Annotated in this window: 20 protein-coding genes; 7 read left to right on the top strand and 13 right to left on the bottom strand. The window is 55.0% G+C overall.

Annotation, left to right across the window (positions count from 1 at the left end):
* Positions 1-20: 20 nt before the first annotated feature.
* The 4 genes from RKA07_RS14365 to dctP form a co-directional block, all read right to left on the bottom strand.
* Positions 21-446, bottom strand: coding sequence for a GlcG/HbpS family heme-binding protein (locus RKA07_RS14365; RefSeq protein WP_200202923.1), 426 nt, complete (start codon positions 444-446; stop codon positions 21-23).
* A gap of 21 nt (positions 447-467) precedes the next feature.
* Positions 468-2003, bottom strand: a complete 1536-nt coding sequence (locus RKA07_RS14360; RefSeq protein WP_200369651.1) for a TRAP transporter large permease — start codon at positions 2001-2003, stop codon at positions 468-470.
* Positions 2000-2704, bottom strand: coding sequence for a TRAP transporter small permease subunit (locus RKA07_RS14355; protein ID WP_200202925.1), 705 nt, complete (start codon positions 2702-2704; stop codon positions 2000-2002). Before RKA07_RS14355 ends, RKA07_RS14360 begins: the two co-directional genes overlap by 4 nt.
* A gap of 105 nt (positions 2705-2809) precedes the next feature.
* Entirely contained in the window at positions 2810-3946 is a 1137-nt protein-coding gene (dctP, locus tag RKA07_RS14350; RefSeq protein WP_310966635.1) for a TRAP transporter substrate-binding protein DctP, read from the bottom strand.
* A 271-nt stretch (positions 3947-4217) separates the two neighbouring features.
* Between dctP and RKA07_RS14345 the strand changes: the two genes are divergently transcribed.
* The 6 genes from RKA07_RS14345 to RKA07_RS14320 all read left to right on the top strand — a co-directional run bounded on the left by RKA07_RS14345 (position 4218) and on the right by RKA07_RS14320 (position 9449).
* Positions 4218-4976: an FCD domain-containing protein gene (locus tag RKA07_RS14345; protein ID WP_310966634.1), complete on the top strand. Its 759-nt coding sequence runs from the start codon at positions 4218-4220 to the stop codon at positions 4974-4976.
* Between the two features lie 156 nt (positions 4977-5132).
* Positions 5133-5903, top strand: coding sequence for an ABC transporter ATP-binding protein (locus RKA07_RS14340; protein ID WP_200369654.1), 771 nt, complete (start codon positions 5133-5135; stop codon positions 5901-5903).
* Positions 5904-5987: 84 nt separating this feature from the next.
* Positions 5988-6740: a transporter substrate-binding domain-containing protein gene (locus RKA07_RS14335; protein ID WP_200369655.1), complete on the top strand. Its 753-nt coding sequence runs from the start codon at positions 5988-5990 to the stop codon at positions 6738-6740.
* Between the two features lie 69 nt (positions 6741-6809).
* Positions 6810-7514: an ABC transporter permease gene (locus RKA07_RS14330; RefSeq protein WP_310966633.1), complete on the top strand. Its 705-nt coding sequence runs from the start codon at positions 6810-6812 to the stop codon at positions 7512-7514.
* 2 nt (positions 7515-7516) lie between these two features.
* Positions 7517-8242, top strand: coding sequence for an ABC transporter permease (locus RKA07_RS14325; RefSeq protein ID WP_200202931.1), 726 nt, complete (start codon positions 7517-7519; stop codon positions 8240-8242).
* A gap of 169 nt (positions 8243-8411) precedes the next feature.
* Complete coding sequence (locus RKA07_RS14320) at positions 8412-9449, top strand: succinylglutamate desuccinylase (RefSeq protein ID WP_310966632.1); 1038 nt, start codon at positions 8412-8414, stop codon at positions 9447-9449.
* A gap of 17 nt (positions 9450-9466) precedes the next feature.
* On the opposite strand, the gene RKA07_RS14315 is transcribed toward RKA07_RS14320, so the two are convergent.
* Together RKA07_RS14315 and RKA07_RS14310 are read right to left on the bottom strand one after the other, a co-directional pair.
* Positions 9467-12493: an efflux RND transporter permease subunit gene (locus RKA07_RS14315; RefSeq protein WP_310966631.1), complete on the bottom strand. Its 3027-nt coding sequence runs from the start codon at positions 12491-12493 to the stop codon at positions 9467-9469.
* Entirely contained in the window at positions 12493-13572 is a 1080-nt protein-coding gene (locus RKA07_RS14310) for an efflux RND transporter periplasmic adaptor subunit (RefSeq protein ID WP_200202934.1), read from the bottom strand. Before RKA07_RS14310 ends, RKA07_RS14315 begins: the two co-directional genes overlap by 1 nt.
* A gap of 164 nt (positions 13573-13736) precedes the next feature.
* Between RKA07_RS14310 and RKA07_RS14305 the strand changes: the two genes are divergently transcribed.
* The gene (locus RKA07_RS14305) at positions 13737-14375 is read left to right on the top strand and encodes a TetR/AcrR family transcriptional regulator (protein ID WP_200202935.1); all 639 of its coding nucleotides are present in this window, start codon (positions 13737-13739) and stop codon (positions 14373-14375) included.
* Positions 14376-14406: 31 nt separating this feature from the next.
* On the opposite strand, the gene astB is transcribed toward RKA07_RS14305, so the two are convergent.
* From astB to RKA07_RS14270, 7 genes are all read right to left on the bottom strand, one after another.
* On the bottom strand, positions 14407-15747 hold the full coding sequence (gene astB / locus RKA07_RS14300) for an N-succinylarginine dihydrolase (protein ID WP_200202936.1): 1341 nt from the start codon (positions 15745-15747) through the stop codon (positions 14407-14409).
* 52 nt (positions 15748-15799) lie between these two features.
* Complete coding sequence (astD, locus tag RKA07_RS14295; RefSeq protein ID WP_200369660.1) at positions 15800-17278, bottom strand: succinylglutamate-semialdehyde dehydrogenase; 1479 nt, start codon at positions 17276-17278, stop codon at positions 15800-15802.
* A gap of 35 nt (positions 17279-17313) precedes the next feature.
* A complete protein-coding gene (gene astA, locus RKA07_RS14290; protein WP_200202938.1) occupies positions 17314-18378 on the bottom strand; it encodes an arginine N-succinyltransferase in 1065 nt (354 codons plus the stop codon).
* Positions 18372-19412 (bottom strand): arginine N-succinyltransferase, encoded by a 1041-nt coding sequence (locus RKA07_RS14285; RefSeq protein WP_310966630.1) that lies wholly within the window; start codon positions 19410-19412, stop codon positions 18372-18374. Before RKA07_RS14285 ends, astA begins: the two co-directional genes overlap by 7 nt.
* 8 nt (positions 19413-19420) lie before the next feature.
* Entirely contained in the window at positions 19421-20635 is a 1215-nt protein-coding gene (locus RKA07_RS14280) for an aspartate aminotransferase family protein (RefSeq protein ID WP_200202940.1), read from the bottom strand.
* 122 nt (positions 20636-20757) lie between these two features.
* Positions 20758-21279, bottom strand: a complete 522-nt coding sequence (locus RKA07_RS14275; RefSeq protein WP_310966629.1) for a DUF2478 domain-containing protein — start codon at positions 21277-21279, stop codon at positions 20758-20760.
* Positions 21280-21289: 10 nt separating this feature from the next.
* Positions 21290-22555: an NADH:flavin oxidoreductase/NADH oxidase family protein gene (locus tag RKA07_RS14270; protein WP_310966628.1), complete on the bottom strand. Its 1266-nt coding sequence runs from the start codon at positions 22553-22555 to the stop codon at positions 21290-21292.
* Positions 22556-22564: the final 9 nt, after the last annotated feature.

The following is a 22564-nucleotide window of genomic DNA, read 5'->3' as shown; positions in this document are numbered from 1 at the left end:
CCTTCCTCAAACCGCCTGTTTCAGCCTCGTTGGGCTGCAAAGTAATCAAGCCCCGCCTGGGCGCAATCCATGTCCTGCTGTGGCGTGCCGGAACTCAATCCAATACCACCCACAACCTCGCCATCGACGATCACGGGCAAACCTCCACCCACAGAACTTACGCGCCCGCCTACTTCTGTATGGATACCAAAAGCCAGGCTGCCAGGTACGTTAACGGCATTGTATTCATGGGTTGCTTTCCTGGCCGCTGCCGCCGTGAACGCTTTGTCCTGGGCAATGGTAACGCTCGTGATTTTGCCTCCATCCATGCGCTCGAAGGCAATCACGTTGCCAGACTCATCAACAACCGCGATGCACATGGGCACTCCGATTTCCCGGGCCTTTTCAGCCGCCCCGGCAATCAACAGCCGGGCTTCGGCCAGATCAAGTCTCTTGATAGTTAACATGTTACTAACCTCCAGAATGGATCAGCCGTAAACCAGCCCTGGCAACCAGGTAACAACACCCGGAATAGCGATGCACACCATCAAACCAAAGGCTTGAATGGCAAGGAACACCAGGGAGGATTTGAAGATAGTGCCCATGGATATTTCCGGAGGGCACACGCCACGTATGTAAAACAGTGCATAGCCAAAGGGAGGGCTAAGGAACGACATCTGCATGTTCACCAGATACAGCACCCCGAACCAGAGCACGACGTCATCACCCTCTACTGGTGGCAATCCGAAAAGGCCTTCAAACGTCAGCGCTTTCACAATCGGAATGAAGATAGGAACAGCCAAAAGCAGGATGCCAACCCAATCCAGGAACATGCCCAGCACGATCAACAGCCCCATCAGCAGAAACAGAATGCCGTAGGAGGACATGCCGGTACTCAGAATGGAGTCTGTTACAAACTGCTGGCCACCCTGCAGAATGTAGAAGCCAACGAACACAGAAGCCCCGAACATGATCCACAACACCATGGCAGAGGCTTTAGCCGTGGTTATGGAGGCTTCACGCAGGCCACTGATATTGAACTTGCCGTGCATGATGGCAACCACAATGGCACCGAATGAACCGATACCCGCGGCCTCAACCGGCGTGGCTATGCCACCGAACAGCAGCCCAAGAACCAGCGCCACCAGAATCAGAGGAGCAATCAAACCTTTCAGCAGAAGCAGCTTTTCCCTCAGGGAAATACGCTCATCAACCGGAACAGGAGGCCCAAGGCTTGGGTTCAGCCAACTGCGAATCAGAACATACGCAATATATAGGCCGGAGAGCATTAGCCCGGGAATAACTGAACCCAGGTAAAGCTCGCCCACCGACTGCTGCGCTACCACTGCATAGAGTATGGCAAGAATGGACGGTGGGATAAGAATACCCAAGGTACCGCCCGCCATAATGGAGCCAATGGCAATCTTGTGGTCGTAGCCACGCTTCAGCATGGCAGGCAACGCGATGATTCCCATGGTTACAACCGCAGCACCGATTACGCCAACCATGGCAGCCAGAAGCGTAGAGGCCAGTATGGTTGCTGTTGCAAGACCACCACTTAGGCCACCCATCCATTTGTAGACCACACTGAACATTTCCTCGATCAGCCCGGCACGCTCCAGCATAGACGCCATGAAAATAAATAGCGGAATCGCAGCCAGATCGGAGTTGGTCATCATCGGGAATATGCGGCTGGGCACGATGTTGAGCATCATGGAATCGCCCACCAGATACACAAACAGCACCCCGAGGCCGCCCGTAACGAAGGCCAGTGGCAAGCCCATCATCAGGGCAACGAAAAGCGAGCCAAACATCAGATAAGTAAGCGGGCCGATTTCAACACTGGCAAGGCTGCCAGCAAATTTGAAAAGGAATTTCTCGTCGCTGAATGGATCGTAGAACAGGATATTGATCATCTCGACACAGATGACAAACCCGAACCCTATGGTGGCCAGAATCATCAACCAGGTGCCGAGCTTACCCGACAGAGTAGGACCTGAAGCAGTCGGTGTACTGGTAGTCATGCGACACGCTCCTGTCCCAGGCGAACAAACAGGACAATATCCTTAATGAGCTTGGATATGCCCGCGAGCAGCAACAAGGTGGAGCCAAGCATCATCATGCCTTTTACCGGCCAATACTGAATGCCCCAGGTCTCAACAGTGGTTTCATTCATGGAGTATGAATTCTCGAAGAAGGTCCAGGAGGTAACCATGAGTACCAAGGCAAACACGAAGAAGAACATTGAAGTGAAAATATCCATGCCAATCCTGCCCCGCACCGGCAAGAGGTTGTAAACCACATCCACTCGCACATGAGCGCCATGGAGCATGGCAAAGGCGCCTGCCAGCAGGTACTGCATCCCCAGCAACAGGAAGCTGGCTTCATGCACCCACACCGTGGGCTGGTTGAACATGTACCGCATGACAACTTCGAAAAAATAGAAAACCACCGCGTTGACCGTCCAAAAGGCGACAAACTCGCCAGATTTCTCACTGATCCAGTCAATAATGCGGGTAAACCAGTTACCTTCGAACTTCAGGTAAACCAGAGGGTCATCTTCCATAGCCTGCAACTCACCCGGCGTCATGCCAGGCTCTGCGGGTTCGCCGCCCCGAGCGCAAGCCCACTTATGCCATCCCATCATGATGAGCGGCATCACCGCCAGCCAGCCCCAATACATCCAGTGCGGCATTACAAATCCGAAGCCTTCCAGATCAGACATGTCGTTACTACCTCAGCCATAAAACGGGGAAGGAGGCGCTCCGCTTTTCAAGAGCAATCCCTAGCCTTCCCCACTGTGCTTTTATTGTTGTCAGATAACGCAGGCTTACTTGCCTTTGACGCCTTCCAGATCAGACTCGCTCACATAACCAACGGTGTCGTTCATCATGTACTCAAGCTGCATGTCGAAGATGGCGCGGGCATCCTCATCCTTGTTTGCCCACTTGTACCAGATGGGAATCGCGGCACGGCGGAACTCGGCAAGGTCATCCTGGCTGAGGCGGGTTACCGTATCGCCGTCGGCCCGGAACTTCTTCATGGCTTCGATGTTGCGCTTCTGAATGGTGAGGTAGTGAATCTGGGAGTAATTGCGGACTTCATCCTCAACCAGTTTTTGCAGTTTCGGATCAAGGTTGTTCCAGTTTCGCAAGTTGACGGTGAGGTCCATCAAGTCCACTGGCTGGTAGATAGACATAACACCGGGAGGGCCGAACATGATGTAGTCGGTTACCTGGGAGAAGCCCAGCTCATAGTTCACCGCCGGGCCAACATAATCCGCCGCATCAATGGTGCCTTTCTCCAGTGCAGGGAAAATATCAGAGCCGGGTAAGCTTACAGTCGAGACACCAAACTGCTGGAACACTTCGGCGACCATTCCGCCGGGCACACGAATCTTCATGCCCTTCAAGTCGCTCAGTTTGTTAACCGGCTTTTTGGAGTGAATGATGTTGGCATCGTGCTGAATGGGGCCTACGTAAAACAAGCCGTACTTTTTATAGATTTCCCGGGTCTTCTCCAACATGCCCATGGAGTAGAACATGGTGTCCCACTGGTGCGGCTGATCCGGGCCTGCAGGATAGGAAGACAAAAATACCGATGCTGGAATCTTGCCAGACCAATACAAGGTGAACGGGTTCATACCTTGCAACACGCCATTACGCACAGCCTCAAACAAGGCGTTGTTATCGGCAGCAACCGCCTTGGCCGGGAACGGCTTGAAAATAAGCTCTCCGCCGCTTTTTTCCTTGATGCTCTCGCACCATTCTTCGAACAGGTCGTAACCGACAGTGCCCGCATCCCAAACTGACTGAATTTTCCAGGTTGTTGCAGCGTGAGCCTGGCCTGCCCCCATCATCAGGGCACCAGCCAAAGCGGTCCCAAGGGCTGCGGTTTTCAGAAAACCCCTGCGCTGCGAAGCTGCACCGGCTTCGCAATTATTAGTATTGGTCTTGCTCGGTTTCATCGAGACATCTCCGTTAAAATTGTTGTTATGTTTTTTGTAGAGCTCTGAGCAACACCGGCTTCATACCCGGCATCAAAAACGATATTCGTTGGCAGTACCTGTTTAGTCCAGCAAAGAGACAACTGGTCCGACCAGTTTCTGTAACTGGCAAAATGGACGAACGCGGCCCAATCGGCCATATTCAAAGGGCTGTCGTATTGCGGGCAGCGTTAACCTGATAACAACAATTACAACCATCACTGGTCAGACCAGTGATCCCGCAGGCAAGAAAATGGCAATTTCACGTGAAGTCTCATACCGGCTGGAAAGGCTCATCCTTGATGGGGGCCTGGCGCCGGAACAAAAAATACCTTCAGAACGGCAACTTGCAGCGCGCCTTCGGGTTTCGCGGTCGGTGATTCGTGAAGCGCTTCATGAGCTTCAGGGGCGCGGTGTGATAGAAACCCGCCACGGCAAGGGCTCCTTCGTTTCTACAATGGTGCCCGGGTCTGACGATCTCCGCGAGCAGGGCCCCTTGATGCATCTTTTTGAAGGGCATCCACGAACCCTCTACGATTTGCTGGAAGTTCGTGAGCAGTTGGAAGGGCAAGCAGCGTTCCTGGCCGCAAAGCGTGCAACCAGCCTCGACCATCACCGGATCACCAAAGCGTTCAGGGCACTGGAAGAAACCGACCCACTAAGCAATGCACGCCCGGATCACGGTTTCCATCAGGCAATTGTTGAGGCTTCTCATAACCCGATTCTGGTTCATGTACTCAACAGCCTTAAGAACATGATGCTGATGACGGTGCAAGCATCGGTCGCCAATCTCAACCCTCGGGCCGAGAAGCGTAAGAAAATTGTGCAGCAGCACCGGCAACTGTATGAAGCCATTATGGCCGGGCGGCCGGCCAGTGCTCAAAAGGTTGCCATGGCGCATGTTCGCTTTGTAAGTGAATCACTGCGCGACATGGAGAACGAAGGCAGCGAACTTATACGCATTCCGGTTATTCCGGAAACTGCAGGCTGCCAGCACTCCAGCATCGGCTGAAACCTGCAAAATGCTTGCATTGAACACTCATTCCGCCACAATACGGGATCTCAAATAGAGGCGCTGGGAAATAGTAATATTGTATGTGCGCACGGCATTGGTTTCTGCCGCCACAACCCTTAAAGCGCCCTTGAATTTCAGTTTCAGGAGCCCTCCATGGCGGACCAAGCGCCTTTGATCTGCAAAGACATACACAAAACCTTTGCCGAGCTCGAAGTGCTCAAAGGTATTTCACTCGAAACCCGCAAAGGCGATGTGGTTTCTCTGATCGGCAGTTCCGGCTCTGGTAAAAGTACCTTTCTACGCTGCATTAATCTGCTGGAAACCCCAACGTCTGGCGACATTATTGTGCACGGCGACCCCATCAGGTTCACCACCAACCGGAAGGGTGAGCGTATTCCGGCAGATAACAAGCAGGTAGAACTGATTCGCGCCAAGCTTTCCATGGTATTCCAGAGCTTCAACCTCTGGTCTCACATGACGGTGCTGGAAAACATCATTGAAGCGCCAATCAACGTGCTCAAGGTTCCAAAAAAGGAAGCCATTGAACGGGCAGAGGCTTACCTGAACAAGGTGGGAATATACGAGCGCAAGGATTATTATCCGGCTCAGATGTCCGGTGGCCAACAGCAGCGGGCAGCCATAGCCAGAGCACTGGCGATGGAACCAGAAGTAATGCTGTTTGACGAGCCAACCTCAGCACTGGACCCGGAGCTGGTTGGGGAAGTATTGAAAGTTATGCAAAGTCTGGCTGAGGAAGGCCGCACCATGATCGTAGTAACTCACGAAATGGCATTTGCAAAGGATGTGTCGACTCAGGTGCTGTTTTTACACCAGGGCGTTATCGAGGAACAGGGAACACCCCAGAAGGTGTTTGATAACCCTGACTCGGAGCGCATGAAACAGTTCCTGGCTCCCAAGTTCTGACAGGCGGTGCTATCTTTATCGCTGTTGGACATATAATTTCCAAAAAAATAACGCCCTAGAGGCGACCCACTGGAGAAGTGACACATGAAAAAACTGATAATTGCAGCAAGCTGCGCTCTGGCCATGTTTGCCACAGGTGCACAGGCAGATGAGCGTAATTTGCGCATTGCTTTCGACGTACCCTATGAGCCGTTTGAATACAAAGATGAAAATGGTGAGCTGACAGGCTTCGAAGTTGATCTGGCCGCTGCCATGTGCGAAGAAATGAAAGCAGACTGCGAGTTTGTTATTCAGGCTTGGGACGGCATGATCCCCGGTCTTTTGGCCCGTAAATTCGATCTGATCATGTCTTCCATGTCGATCACTGCGGAGCGTGCTGAGCGGGTTCTTTTCTCCGAGCCCTACTACAACACCCCAGGCGGCTGGTTTGGCCCTGACAGCTTCAACGCAGACGTTACCGACATGAGCGCCATGAAAGGTAAAACCGTAGGTGTTCAGCGTGGCACCACCATGGATACCTTTGTCACCGAGGAAATGAGCGGCGTAGTAACCATCAAGCGTTACACCACCGCAGATGACATGGTTCTGGATCTCGAAGGCCAGCGTCTGGATGTTGTGTTTGTTGACTACCCGGTAGGCGAACAGACTGTTCTCACGAAAGAAGGCTTCAAGGAAGTTGGCGAGCCCGTAAAGCTGGGTGAAGGCGTTGGCGTTGCCATGCGCAAGCGCGACAAAGATGTTGCCGAAGAGGTTAACGCGGCACTGCGTAAGCTGAAGGAAAACGGCACCTACGACGCCATCATGAAGAAGTACTTCGCTTACGACGTAAAAGTCTGACCGTCAGGATTTAACACTACCAGCCTCAGGTGCAGCCTTAACGGCTGCACCTGACTACCGGACATTCCCATGTTTGATCTGAAAGGCTATGGCCCGGAGCTGCTGAACGGAGCAGTTGTCACCATTGAACTGGCCTTCCTGTCTCTTGCCCTGGCACTCGTTCTGGGGCTGATTGGTGCGGCGGCCAAGCTGTCTGGCAGCCGCGTAGCTGTTGGCCTTGCGACCACATATACCACCCTGATTCGTGGTGTTCCTGATCTGGTGATGATGCTGCTGTTCTATTACGGCGGCCAGGTGGGCGTGAACATGCTCTCCGACTATATTTGGGAGACGTACGAAGTCGATTTTTTCTTCCAGTTTAATCCGTTCATTTCCGGCGTAATAACCATAGGGCTGATTTTCGGCGCCTACATGACCGAGACTTTCCGGGGCGCTTTTCTGGCGGTTGAAACCGGGCAGATTGAAGCCGCCCGCGCCTACGGATTCAGTACCTGGCACACCTTCCGCAGAGTGATGGTTCCACAAATGCTGCGCCATGCCCTGCCAGGCATCGGCAATAACTGGCAGGTACTGCTCAAAACCACAGCTCTGGTGTCTATTATCGGCCTCACGGATATGGTCCGTGTAGCGGAGGAGGCGGCCAAGGCGGAGCGCATGCCCTTTCACTTTTTCATTCCGGTGGCGTTTGTGTATCTCGCCCTCACGGCAGGCTCCGAGCTTTTCATTAAGTGGCTCGACAAACGAGCCAATGTCGGCGTGATTCAGGAGACTTGACGATGCCACCCGACTTTATTGCTGCCTGGCTCAACAAAAACGATATTTTTACAGCCATGACCATCATGGAATACTGGGATGGGATGGTTACGACTGTTCAACTGGTATTTCTGTGCCTGATTATCGGGTTGGCGTTTGCGGTTCCTTTGGCAATTCTTCGTACGGTTAAGAACCCGTTTGTGTCTGGCCCGGTGTGGCTTTACACCTATCTTTTCCGTGGCACGCCGCTGCTGATTCAGCTGTACATTATTTACTATGGCGTTGCCCAGATTCCCGGCATTCAGGAAACTTTCTGGTGGGAGATTTTCCGGGAGCCCTTCTACCCTGCCCTGCTGGCATTCACTTTGAATACCTGCGCCTACACCACTGAGATTATTCGCGGTGCGATCATTTCGACACCCCATGGTGAGATTGAGGCTGCGAAGGCTTACGGTATGAATTGGTTTATGCGGATGCGGCGTATTGTGTTGCCCAGTGCTGCGCGGCGGGCGGTGCAGGCGTATTCCAATGAGGTTATTTTCATGCTGCACTCGAGTGCGATTGCGAGTGTGGTTACGATTGTGGATCTTACGGGGGCTGCGCGGAATATTTACTCCCGGTTTTATGCGCCGTTTGATGCGTTTATTTTTGTGGCGCTTTGCTACATGGTGCTTACGTTTATTCTGGTGTTTGCGTTCCGCAAACTTGAGAATCATTTGTTGCGGCATCAGCGGCCTGTGGGCTCTTGATCAATGATTAAAAGCACCGCCTGAAACAATGTGCCAGGGCAGGCGGTTACGCTCCTTCCGGGAGACGCTACGAGCACATCCATGTGGGCTTGACTGAAGCCATCCATGGCTTCAGACACTCCCGGAAGGAGCGTAACCGCCCGCCCTCCGAGCTCTTCGGGGAGCCTTCATGACAGCAACTGCACAAATACACTTATTTGAACCCAATCCTGACTGGCTAGCTCATACGCTTGCCCACGCCGCAGTCGATCTCCCGGAAACCAAAACCATCCTTTCTGATGGCACCTGCATCAGCCGCAAAGCTGTTGGTGTTTTACAGCTTACGCCGCCACCTGATCGTGCCAATCCGAATCAAGAGGCGCTGATTGTCTCAGCCGGAATTCACGGCAATGAAACCGCTCCCATAGAAGTTCTTAACGCGCTGCTCAGCGAGCTGTTGAACGGAGAGTGGCAGCTGGCTTGTCCGCTGTTGCTGATTCTTGGGAACCCGCCAGCCATGGTGGCCGGGGAGCGTTTTCTGGATGTGAATCTTAACCGGTTGTTTAACGGTGCCCATGGCAGGTCAGAGTATAAGGGGCTGCCGGAAGCAGCTCGGGCGCAGTTTCTTGAGGAGACGTGCCGCCAGTTTGCCATGGCGCATCCACATGCGCTCTCCCACTATGATTTGCATACGGCCATAAGGCCTTCCCAACGGGAGAAGTTTGCGCTTTATCCGTTTGTTGAAGGCAGGCAGGTGCCGGAGGTGCAGTGTGATTTCTTGCTGGAGGCGGAGGTGGAAACTCTGCTGTTGCAGCATAAGGTGGGCACTACGTTTTCGTCGTTTTCCTCATCCGTGCTGAGAGCTGAAAGTTTTACGGTGGAGCTGGGCAAGGTTCATCCTTTCGGTATGAATGATCTCACTCGATTCGAGGGTGTTAAAAATGCACTTCGGCGGCGGTTTTGTGGTGAACCCGCTCCTGCCACACAACCACCCTTTGACCATCTCACGGTGTTTGAGGTGGTGTACGAGATTCTGAATACAGGGAAAAACTTTCAGTTTCACATTCCGGATGATGTGGCCAACTTTACCGAGTACGCCCCGGGTACCGTCATCTGGGAGGATGACGATACCTGTTACAAGGTTGGCGAGATTCCAGAGGCGATTGTGTTTCCAAACCGGGATGTGCCGGTTGGCCAGCGGGTGGGCCTGTTGATCAGGCCCCGTTAAGCCCCGCCAGCACAACGCTACGCCGGAGCGTTTTCCGGTTCAGCCACTTTCACCTTGATCAGCTGCGTACACACCGCGGGGATGACCAGCAGGGTCAGTACTGTTGAAGCCAGCAGCCCTGAGATAATCGCCCAGGCCATAGGTGGCCATAGTGTGGAACTGGAGAAGGCTAGTGGCAGCAGGCCTGCTACGGTGGTTGCCGTGGTCAGCAGGATGGGCCGGGTTCTCTGGATTACGGCTTTGCGCATGGCTTCGTGAATGTTCTCGCCGTTTTCCAGCTCTCTATCCATCACATCAAGCAGTACTATGGCGTTGTTCACCACAATGCCCACCAATGCAATCACACCCAACAGCGACTGAAACCCGAAGGGTGAGCCGGAAAGCACCAGGCCGGGGATTATGCCCACAGTGGCCAAGGGTACGGTCAGCAGAATGATGCCCACGCGGCGGAATGAGTTGAACTGCAGCAGCAGGAAGAAGAGCAGCAAGAGTATGCCAATGGGTGCTGCGGTTAGCAGTGCGCCATTAGCATCGCCGGAGCCTTCAGCATCACCACCCATTTCCAAACGGGTACCTTCAGGCAGAGGATTATCTTCCAGCGCGCGCTGCAATCCGTCCAGCGCCTGGCTGAAGCTGTAGCCCGTCAGCAGGTTAGCCGTAACTGTATTGAGTCGGGTACCGTTGCGCAGATAGCGGGCGGCGGGCTCCCAAGTGGTCTCCACACTGGCAACAGCAGAAAGTGGAACTGCTTGCCCCTGATCGTTATAGATATTCACCGAAAGCAATCGTTCCAGTGGCAGCGACGTGCCTTCCTGGGATCGCAGCACCAGTGGTATGGGGTCTTTCTCCTGGCGGTAACGCTCGGCAACCACACCAAAGCTTTGGCCATACAGGCTCTGGGCCACATCCGCACGGGTAAGCCCGTATCTTGCAGCGGTGGCATCGTCCACATTTATGGCAATGCTGGGCACACCAATATTCAGGTCGTGCCGCACATCCACGGTGCCTTCGACTTGGCGCAATGCACTGAACAACTGTTCCACCGCGTGCGTGCGGGTCTGTTCATCGGCGTGATAAACGCGCACCTCCACGGGGGCAATGCTTGGCGGCCCTTGTCCCAGAACACCTACGCCAACATCCAGCTCGGGCATCTGTTCATCTACGTGGGCACGAATCCAGCGAATCATTTCGGTTGTGTCTTCCAGCGTTGGTGTCGCTATCACTAGCCGGCCTCTGTTTGGTGCTTGAGGTGCGCGCTGGAGGTTGTAATAGAATGCGGGGCCGGTAAAGCCAACAAACCGGTGAATTTGTAGCGCTTTGGGCTGAGTACGTATGGCGTGCTCCAGATTGGCGGCCGCTTCAGCAGTTCGCTGCTGATCTGTGCCTTCGGGCATAAAGAGCTCGACAATCACCTGAGGCCGATCGGCATTGGGGAAGAATTGCTGTGCCATAAATGTCGTCATGGACAAACTGACCACAACCAGAAAAGCACCAGCAGCAATCAGGCGCTTTGGATGGCGGTACACCATGCCACCAAGAAAACGCGCCAGGCCTAGCAGCCGGTCGGCCTCGGCATTGCGGCGGGGCTTGAGGAAGCGTGCTGCCAGCAGGGGCACCACCGAGATCGCCAACAGGTAACTCACAGACAACGTGAGCATGATCATCACTGGCACGCCCCGCGTGAAGTCTGCCGCACCGCCCTTGGCAAGCAAAAGCGGAGCAAAGGCGGCGAGTGTAGTGCCGGTAGAAGCTCCCAGTGGTCCCGCAAGCTCACTAACCGCTTTGCGCAGAGCATCCAAACGGCGCATGCCCTCATCCAGATGGCCCTGAATGTTCTCCACGATCACAATGGCGTTATCGATCAGGATACCCAGGGAAATAACCATCCCGATAACGGCTATCTGATGCAGCACGCCACCGCCAAGATCGTAAAGCCCAACGCTGATCAGAGCCACCATCGGCAGAATGGAAGCCACCAGCAGGCCCATTCGAATACCCATGCCGGTGAACACCACAGCCACGATGATCAACACCGAAAGCACCAGGCTCCAGGCCAGATTATCCAGGCGCTCCGAGACCTTATCCGGCTGGAAGAACATCTCGCGGATTTCGTAGGGCTCAAAGTCAGGGCGAATCTGGGCAAGCCGTTCTCGCACCCGTTCACCAAAGCGGATCGCGTCAGTCGAACCTTCTTCCATAATCAACGAGAGCAATACAACTCGCTCACCATCGAACCAGGTTTCTGGCTGGCGTGGCTCTGCGGGGCCACGCCATACATCGGCCGCCGCCGCCAGCGGCACCTGAGAGCCGTCCGGAAGTTCGATCGGTGTCGCTCGAATGGCATCAATATCCGCAAACTCGGTATTGGGGAGCACTGACAATCGCCGGCCGTCGACAACCACAAAACCGCCGGGGGTGGTCTGGTTGCGCTGGGCAAGGGTTTGCAGAATTCGCGCCGGCGAGATGCCCAGGCGGTAAAGCGCCGCATCATCCAGAGCCAGGGTAATCTGCTCGTCGGCATCACCTTCCAGCTCAATTCGGGATACACCGCTGAGATCGGAGAGGTTTTCTTTCAGGCGTTCCGCCACACCCGTCAGCTCACTCACCGAAGGCGCGCCGCCAATAGCCAGAACAATGGCCGGGTTATCGATCAGACGATCATCCAGAGCCATCTGACCAACGTCGTCCGGGAAGTCCTGCTGTGCACGCTCCATTGCTTGGCGAACTCGATCCCAGGCAGGGTCTGTATTGTAGATGTTATCGTTGAGACGCAATCTTACAAGGGCAACGCCGGTGCGCGCCGTGCCCTGGGCAACATCCACTTCTTCAACCTGGCGCAGCTCATCGCTAAGAGGTCTCAGCACCAGTCGCTCTACAGCATCGGCACTGGCCCCCGGGTAGCTTACCGAGACCAGCCCGGCCCGGTAGGGAAATGAGGGATCTTCCTGGCGCGGCATGGTGCTGTATGCCGCGATACCTAGCAAACACAGCATGGTAACCACCATGCCCAACAATCGCTGGTAATTGAGCAAACGGCGCGTCATCAGCGCACCTCCACGGCATCACCGTCTGCAAGGCGCGTCATACCTGCATAAACCACTTGATCGCCGGGTTCCAGCTCACCTGTCCGCACCACAACGCGCTCACCTACAACACGCTCAACCTGTATGGGAACTCGCCGGGCAATGCCCTCACGTACCCGAAATACCGTCATGCCATCCGCGCTGCGGAGCACGGACAAAAGCGGCACTGTCATGGCTGATTCCCGAGTGGGTGTAATACCCACTTCAACAGGCTCACCGGTATCCAGGGTATTGATCGGCAAGCTAACCAGAACCGGATGCAACTCACCCCGGATAGCGCCCGCCTGAGCAATTTCAACAACCGAGCCAAGTACCGGAGCCTCAATTCGATTCTGCACAGACCATACCGGCAATTCTTCATCTACCGCAACATGGGCGAGCAGGTAGGCAGGCACCCGTACCTCTACTTCCTTACCTTCAGGAGAAGACAGGCGCATTACCGGTTGGCCGGCCGCTACAAACTCGTCTCTTTCGACCAGTAGCGCTTCCACACGACCACCAAACGGCGCTCGCAAAGCACTTTCTTCCAACAGTTGAGCGGCCTCAGCCAATGCGGCCTGGGCTGTTGCTACGCTGGCCTTCAACGAATCCCGGCGAGCCGCAATCTGCTCAAGGTTTTGCTCTGAAACAACACCCCGCTCGTGCAGACGACTCGAACGCTCCCACTCACGCTTGGCTTGATCATAACGGGTGTTCAACTCGTCCAGCTTGGCTTTTGCCGAATCCCGCGCCGGTTCCAGCGCCGGATTGTAAACTCGCGCCAACAAGTCGCCGGCGGCGACGGTCTGGCCCAATTCCACTGCCCGTTCCCGAAGCGTTCCGCTAACCTGGAAGGTAAGCGTTGCACGCTGGGTTGACCTTACAATGCCGGAAAAACGCAGGGTTATTTCCTGAGCTTCGCCACCCGTAACCTCTGAAACACGCACCGAAACCACATGCCCACCCGAGGCAGCGGGGGCATCATCAGCCAGGCAACCAGATAAAAACAGGCCGCAGGCAGCAAGAAATAAAAGGGCAACAGGGGTACGCGATGGTGTCATAAAGTATCCTTTCGTCCGTGCTCAAGTTGTTGTTGATACCGCTTCCTGCGGAAATCCGGGGCGTTAAGCCCGACATGATGTCATTCTTTGACATTATGTCAATAATCAGCTTTCATTCTCCAATTGAAAAATTAACCGTTGAAAGAGCCTGACGAGAGAACCCGATGACTGAACCGCTGAAAACACGCCGTGAACGGGAAAAACAGGCCCGCTACGACACGATTCTGGACGCCGCTGAACGGGTCTTTTCAGAGAAGGGCTACGAACGCACCTCCATGGATGACATTGCCCGCACGGCAAGCCTGAGCCGGGCTCTACTGTATGTCTACTTCAAGGATAAGGCGGCAATTCAACGGGGCATCATGCTGCGTGCAGGGCATAGCTTGTATGAACGCTTCAGAAAGGCACGGCTGACTGCCGATACGGGGCTGGCGCAAATTCGCGCTATGGGGGAATCCTATTATCGCTTCTATCTGGATGAGCCAGATTATTTCTCTGCCCTCACCAAAGCCTCCACCGCTATGGCTGAGGCAGATGAAACCCAAGCCAAAGAAATGCTTTGCTCAAAGACAGAGCTGATGGCGCTGATGACTGAGGCCATAGAACTGGGGCTGAAAGATGGCACCATGAGCCGTCAACGTATCCACAGCCCGGAGCAGACCGCGCTCTATCTGCGCGGGGCACTGCACGGCGCTCTCTTGTTGTGCCAATCCGAAGCCAGCGAGAGTGGCGATAACTTCCCGGCCGAAAGCCTTATCCGACACACGATGGATATGCTGGCTTCTTCGATTGCGGCACCCTGACCATGCTTTTTCTGAGCAACGGGGAAGGCTGCTACATCTGGAAATCGTAAATAGAACCCAGCCCCAGAATTCCGGTCAGTTCATCCAGCGCTTTGCGCACTTCTTCCAGCAGCATGGGGTCGGCCAGGTCTTCCCTGCCAAGTTCGCTACGGTAGTGGGCTTCAACCCAGGTTGTCAGGCGCTCATAGAGCGCATCGGTCAGAATCACGCCCCGATGCATGGCCTTTAGTTCGTCGTCATTCAGAACCACTCGCAAACGCAGGCAAGCAGGGCCGCCGCCATTGCGCATGGACTGCTTCACATCAAACACTTCCACCGAGGTAATAGGCCCGCCAGAGGCCAGCAGCTTATCGAGGTACTTGCTCACAGAGGGCACTTCCCTGCACTCCCCCGGAACCGCCAGCAACATGCCATCGGGCGTATTCAGCAACTGGCTGTTGAACAGGTAAGAAGCCACCGCGTCTGAAACAGGCACCTCCGCACTGCTTACACGAACAGCCTCCAGCTCAGCGCCAGTCAACCGGGCACGAATATCTGACAGCACCCGCTGTTCATCAAGAAACGCCAGGTCGTGATAGAAGAGCGTATTACCGTTACCCACCGCGATAACGTCGTTATGAAACACTCCCGCATCAATGGCTGCCGGGTTTTGTTGAGCAAATACCAGATGCCCATCTTTCAGGCCGTGCAGACGGGCGATAGCCTGTGAGGCCTCAAGAGTCTGCCGGGCCGGGTATTTTTTCGGAGCCGGGGCTTGCTCGTTGAATGCAATCTGGCCATACACAAATAGCTCCACCCCCGGGTCACCATATCCGCCGCAAAGACGGGTGTGGTTGGCTGCGCCTTCATCACCAAAGTGACTGACCGAAGGCAGCGCCGGGTGATGGGCAAAATACCCTTCGTCCGCGAAGATAGATTTGAGCATGCGGCCAGTTACCCTGTGCTCAATGGAGCGATGGAACTTGGCGCTCAAGTTGGCGGGGGTGAAATGCACCCTGTGGTCGTCTGTATCGGCACTGGGTGAAACCGTAGCCGCATTGGCTGTCCACATGGACGAAGCCGAGGCCACAGCCGCCAAGATCGACGGGCTGGATTTGGCTGCTCGCGCCAGAATTTGTGCATCCGTGCCGCTGAACCCAAGCGCTTTCAGAGAAGGTATATGAGGGCGCTCATGGGGTGGCAATACACCCTGAACGTAGCCCCGATCTGCCAGGCGCTTCATTTTCGCCAACCCCTGAAGCGCAGCTTCCCGGGGGTTGGATAGCGCATTCACATTGGACTTCGATGCCACATTGCCCCAGGACAGGCCCGCATAATTGTGGGTTGGGCCAACCAGGCCATCAAAGTTTGCTTCTACCGCATGTTTTGCCATGTCTGGGAATTCCGTCCATCCGGATTCAGGGAATAAATCTCAACGTTGCCAATCAGGAATCGAAGTTAAGGCCCGGCGCCAGGCTTTCCGGCACCTCACTTTTGCCCGCTTCAAGAGAGGCCATAGGCCAGGCGCAGTAATCGGCCGCATAGTAGGCGCTGGCCCGATGATTTCCGCTGGCGCCTACGCCTCCAAAGGGTGCGGCACTACTGGCGCCGGTCAGAGGGCGGTTCCAGTTAACAATGCCTGCCCTTGCCTCTTCCAGTAATCGTTCGTAGAGCTTTCTGTCGTCTGAAAGCAGGCCGGCAGAAAGCCCATAACGGGTGTTGTTAGCCAGCTCCAGGGCATCATCAAAACTCTTGTACCGGTAGACGGTTAACAGGGGCCCGAAGAACTCCTCATCCGGCAGTTCCAACCCGGTTACATCCACAATGCCCGGAGAAAGAAGGCCGGTATCTGGCTTGAGTTGTTTCATCTCCAATAGCGATATTGCGCCTTTTTCGAGCATGCTGGCCTGAGCCGCCAAAAGCTTTTCCGCCGCCTGTGCGGAGATTACCGACCCCATAAACGGTTGGGGTTTGTCATCAAACTCCCCCACCTGGATACGGGCAGACACAGTCACAAGGCGATCCAGAAACTCGTCGCCCTTCGCGCCTTTTGGAACCAGCAACCTTCGCGCGCAAGTGCAACGCTGGCCAGCAGACAGAAATGCGGACTGCAGAGCGTGATGGACCGCGCCATCAACATCCGAAACATCTTGCACAATCAGCGGGTTGTTGCCGCCCATTTCCAGGGCAAGGATCTTCTCCGGCTGACCGCCAAGTTGCTCATGCAGCTTATGGCCCACCGTTGAGCTACCCGTAAAGAACAAACCATCAATTGCAGGGTGGCCCGCAAGCGACTTGCCTGTATCCGCAGCACCCTGAACCAGGTTGATTACACCATCCGGCAGTCCCGCCTTTTCCCACAACTTAACCGTCAGTTCCGCCACGCCGGGGGTCAGCTCACTGGGTTTGAATACAACCGTATTGCCCGCCAACAGTGCAGGCACAATATGGCCATTAGGGAGATGGCCGGGGAAGTTATACGGGCCAAATACAGCAACCACTCCGTGGGGCTTATGGCGAAGTACTGCATGACCACCGGCGACATCCGATTCAGAATGCCCGGTGCGATCATTATAGGCTTTCACCGAAATGCCGATTTTGCCTGCCATGGCAGCCACTTCCGTGCGGGACTCCCACAGGGGCTTGCCGGTTTCCAGGCCAATCTGGTGGGCCAGATCTTCCTTGTTTGCGTCCAGCAACTCAGCAAAAGCTTCAACAACCGCCAGGCGTTCGGCAAAGCTCTTGCGTCGCCATTTCAGGAAGGCGTCCCGCGCGCTCCGCACGGCTGCATCCACATCGGCCAGGCTCGCGCCGGTGCCTTCCCATACGGCCTCACCGGTAACGGGCTGAACAGACTCAAACGCGGCCCCGTGGCCTTGCAGCCAAAGCCCGCCAATAAACAGTTCGCCTGTCAGGTTTGCCATATCACTAACTCTCCTGCTGCTGGAATAATAAGTTTTTAGTTTGCGGCCTTTGCCGGTGCCTGAGACCTTTCCTTAAGAGGCGCCAACCGAACCGGATCGCCAGATTCGATTTGCAAGGCCTCTGCCACTTCCGGTGGCAGACTGACCGTATCTATGCCAACGCAACTGGCCGGCACCGTTGTTACCCGGAAGTTACGGAACGAACGATTGGAAATCATCACCCGCTTATCAGCTGGCACATCAAGATCAATGGCTTTGCGGGTCACCGAGGCATAGCGGTTGAAGCTGTCCCGAACTGTGCGAATGGTGTGCACGAACGCCTCAACTACCGGGCCACCATCAAAGATGTCGACCATGCCATTAAAGTTAAATCCTTCGGCTTTCAGCATGGTGAGCGCCGGAGCCGTATTGCCATGAACCCGCCCAATAACTGCCCGGGCCGAATCCGGCAACATGGGCAGGTAAATTGGGTACTTGGGCATCAGCTCAGCAATAAACGATTTATTGCCAAGCCCGGACAGCATGTCGGCTTCTATAAACTCCATATCAAAAAATTTGCTGCCCAGCGCATCCCAAAGCGGGCTCATTCCCTGCTCATCAGACACGCCGCGCATTTCTGCAAATACTTTTTCAGAGAAGTGCTTTCGAAACTCATCAAGAAACATGAAGCGACAACGGGACAAAAGCAAACCATTGCCACCGCCGTGGTAATCGCTGGATAGCAGCAACGAGCATATCTCGCTGGTGTCTGTCATATCGTTTGAAAGGTGCAGTGTGGGCGTACGCACATGCACACCCAGCTCTTTGGAGGCGTTTACGGTAACGCTGAGCCGATAGTTATAAAACACCTCATCCAGGCCCACACGGGCCTGAATACCGCTAATCCCTACAGCTTTGCCAGTATCTGTATCTTCCAGGGCAAACAGGTACAGGCCCGCTTCCGGTGCACAGCGCTGATTGAAGGTTTCCTGCGCCTGGTTAATTTTACGCTGCAACATGTCCCGGTCGGCTGGCAGCGAAGTCAGTCCTTTGCCCGCTCTCTGCGCCATAGTATAGAGATCTTCAAGATCGCTTTGCTGGAGCGGTCGGATGACTAACATGGCGCTACCCTCACTTCATCACCAGCGGTCTTCTCCAGTAAACTCCAGACCTTCACAGGTACCTTAAGGGTACCCTCAAACGTGCCGGCTGCGCGGGCCAGAGTGCAACGAAATCCGGCGCCGTCACCCGCTGCAATCAGGCAAAGATCCCCACCTCCATCGTCAGCATCACCCACAGCACCATGGAGAGCTTTGAGCTGGCTGGTCACCAGCGTGTGTAAGGCATCAGTGCGCGCTTCCAGCACTGGCCCGCCGTCAAAAATGTCCAGATAACAGCCGGCTTGGAACCCTTCTCTCTGTAGCAGTTCAAGGTTTGGCACTGTCAGTTCATGGGGCTGCCCTAACGCCTCCTGCGCTGCCTCGGAAAGCAAAGTGACATACACAGGATGCGGCGGCATAAGCTCCGCAATAAAGGTTTTACTGAGCGCACCCGAGTGCTGGTCCGCCGTTTCAAAGTCCATATTGAAAAAGTGACGCCCCAGGCTGTCCCAGAATGGCACGCTGCCATCTGCATGCTGAACGCCCTGAATTTCCACTGCAACGCGCTGGGTGAACCAGTCGCGATGCCCGGCAATGAACAGGATTCGGGCTCTCGACAAGAGTTCAAAGGCTTCCGTGTTGCGCAATTCCGGGGTAATGGAAAACGAACACAGCAGTGTGTGATCGGTCAATCCGTGGCTGGGATAGAGAACATCTACGCGGCTTGATATGCCAAGTTCGTGGGAGGCGTGAATCAATGCATCACGGCGGTAGTTATAAAACGGCTGACCATTGCCCGCGCGGGCATCGATACCAGCTGCGCCGTGAACCCTGCCAGTGGCGGTATCTTCCAGAACAAACAGAAATCTTGGCAATGGGCCGCCAGCAATGGTTTTACCGGCGAGAGAAGTAAGCGAGTGTTTTATTTTTTCGGCAAGGGCTTCACGCTGCCGGGGCAGCGTGGATGAAAGGCGGGCGGTTTCTGAACCAGCCGCGCCTGCAATTTCCAGTATCTGGTTCACGTCATCCGGTAGTGCCGGACGTACCAACCACATAAGATCTCCTAGGCAGTCAGTCTCTTCACCGCCGCTTCGAAACGCTCAAGCGCTTCATCAATATCAGTATCCGGAATGATCAGCGAAGGTGCCAACCGAATCACATCAGCGCCAGCAATCAACACCATCACACCTTCATCCAGGCCAGCGTTGAGAAACTCTTTCGCCTTGCCTTTCCATTTTTCAGTCAGCACACAACCCAGCAAAAGCCCCTCACCGCGCACTTCACTGAAGACATCATAACGCTTGCCAATATCCATCATGCCTTTACGCAGGTGATCAGCGCGGGCCTTAACGCCTTTCAGGATCTCGGGCTGGCTCACGGTATCGAGTACCTTCTGGGCAACGGCACAGGCCAGCGCATTGCCGCCATAGGTGCTGCCGTGGGTGCCAATACCAAGGCTGGCTGCCACTTTTGCCGTGGTCAACATGGCGGCTACCGGGAAACCACCGCCCAAACCTTTGGCGCTGGTAAGAATATCAGGCACCACACCGTACATCTGATATGCATACAAATGGCCTGTACGGCCTACTCCAGACTGCACTTCATCAAAAATCAGCAAGGCATTGTTATCATCACAGAGCTTGCGCAAACCTTCCAGAAACTCAGGGTCAGCCGGAACCACACCGCTTTCACCCTGAATCGGCTCCACAACCACAGCGCAGGTCTTCGCCTTGGAGATCAGCTTTTTGACGGATTCCAGGTCGTTAAAGTCTGCGTGGTGAATACCACCTGGCGCAGGCTCAAATCCCTCCAGGTATTTTGCCTGTCCGCCCACACTCACGGTGAACAAGGTACGGCCGTGGAAGGCGTTCTTGAAGGAGATAATTTCGTGCTTCTCCGGGCCTGTGTGCTCCCAGCCATAACGACGTGCCAGCTTGAACGCCGCCTCGTTGGCTTCACCACCGGAGTTGGCAAAGAACACTCGCTCGGCAAACGTGAGATCGCATAGAGTTTTGGCCAAACGCAAAGCCGGCTCGTTAGTCATCACGTTAGAGAGGTGCCAGATTTTCTCTGCCTGCTCCATCAATGCACCAATCAGCCCGGGATGCGAATGCCCGAGACAGCTCACGGCAATGCCACCCTGAAGATCTATAAACTCGCGGCCGTCCTGATCCCAAATCCGGGAACCCTCGCCTCGCACGGGAATAATAGAACCCGGTGCGTAGTTGGGGACCATAACTTCATCAAACAGTTCTCGGCTGACAGGTTCTTTGTTCATAGATCTCTCTCGGAAAAGCAGTTAAGCCTATAAAAATAGTAGAGTTGCCGGCGTAGGCAAGTAAGTAGGTGTGCGGATCAGTCACTTATACTACGCCACTTGATGCCTCAGCACATCTGGCGCTATCGCCGCTGTAAAGCTCCGTCACACCACTGCAACACAGCCTCTTCTGAAAAAGGCAGGTCTATTGCCTGGCCACCACCAAACTCATGCCACTGGGAAAGGAACTTGCGCTTGACCACCGTCAAAACCGGAATACCAGCATCAAGCAACTGAATAATCTCTGCGCGGCAGCCTTTGCCATCTATTTCCTGCTGCCCAAACCGATTCACAACAGCCAGCCGCGGCGGCTGATTCAGTAACGCTCGCAACACCTTGGTTGCATCCGCAAGCCCATGCGGGTCGAGGCAACAGGATTGCGACTCCTTCCCCAGGTTCTGGGCAATGGAATATTCCTTGCCGGTTTCCAGATCCTGAAGCGCCATTGGCGCTCGGCGCAGGCCCTGTTCATTCAATACCATCGCCAGACCGGCGGTTCTGTCACCACGCTGGTTCAGTGTCGCTGCGACCATGTGCAGCAGTTTATCCACGGGCTGCTCGTCGTTGTCGTAGATAACAGCGGCGAGGTTCAATTCTGTGCTCATAATTTCGGACCTATTCACCAGCGCGCAACCGGGTTCTGACGCCCCTGGTTGTCATTACACCCAGTACTTCAACCAGTGACCACAGCCCCCGGTCGTGCTGTCGAGGCGGCTTGCCATTGCCCATGCGCCCAAGTTGGCGCGCGTACCAGCTCACCTCCATCAACGCCATGTTGTCGATTGCCTTAATACCGGTTTTGATCGGTTTTACAAGGCTGGTGAAGGCTTCCCCCGACATGACCCGGTTGGGCAGATCCGGCTCCACCGCAAGCGGCCGGGCCAATCCCACCAGATCCGTCGCTCCGGAGGCCAGAGCATGGGCCATACCCTCGCTGGTACGAAAGCCCCCGGTAACCATCAAAGGCACATCCGCGCGCTTGCGCACCTTCTCTGCAAATGCCAGAAAGTATGCTTCCCGTGCCAGGGTGCTCTGCTTTACGTCTCCATCCCCTTTGCCTTTATTGGTTCCCTTCGCCATGGCAGGGCTCTCGTAATTGCCCCCTGAGATCTCAACCAGGTCAATTCCCTCGCTCGCCAGAGCATCGATAACCGCCAGGGACTCCTCCTCGGTGAAACCACCACGCTGAAAATCCGCCGAGTTCAATTTGATACCCACGCAAAAACCGGGTTGAGTTGACGCACGAATCGCTCGATAAACTTCAAGCACAAACCTCATCCGTTTCGCTGCGGATCCGCCCCACTCATCCGTGCGCTGGTTGTGGTGCGGCGACAAAAACTGACTTACCAGATACCCGTGAGCGCCGTGGATCTGCACGCCATCAAATCCTGCCTTCTCGGCAATGGCGGCACTGCGGGCAAATCGCTGAACAATGTCCTCAACTTCTGGCCCGGTGAGTGCTCTGGGCGTGCCGAACATGCTTTGCATTTCCTTGCGGAACGGGATAGCACTCGGCGACACCGGCGCCTTGTTGAGCATCTTCGGGATCTGTTTACCCGGATGGTTCAGCTGCATCCAGATCTGCTTACCCCCCACCTTGCCGGCTGCAGCCCACGCCTTGAGAAGCTCGATGTCCTGCTCATCCTCCAGCACAATATTCTGTGGCTCGCCAATATGCCGGCGATCGATCATCACGTTTCCGGTAATCGACAACCCCGTTCCGCCTTCAGCCCAGGTGCGGTAGAGCGTAACCAGTTCTTGGGTAGCCCGGTTATCAATCGTGCCCAGAGCCTCACTCATGGCAGACTTGGCGAAGCGATTGGGAATAACGGATCCGTTCTTGAGCTTTAGCGGTTTGGAAAGAACTTCAGCGGGGTTCATGACGAGCAT

The sequence above is a fragment of the Marinobacter xiaoshiensis genome (genome assembly GCF_031631795.1).
Classification (GTDB): Bacteria; Pseudomonadota; Gammaproteobacteria; order Pseudomonadales; family Oleiphilaceae; genus Marinobacter; species Marinobacter xiaoshiensis.
The sequence above is the reverse complement of the archived record's forward strand: the minus strand, read 5'-3'. Positions and strand labels throughout refer to the sequence as shown.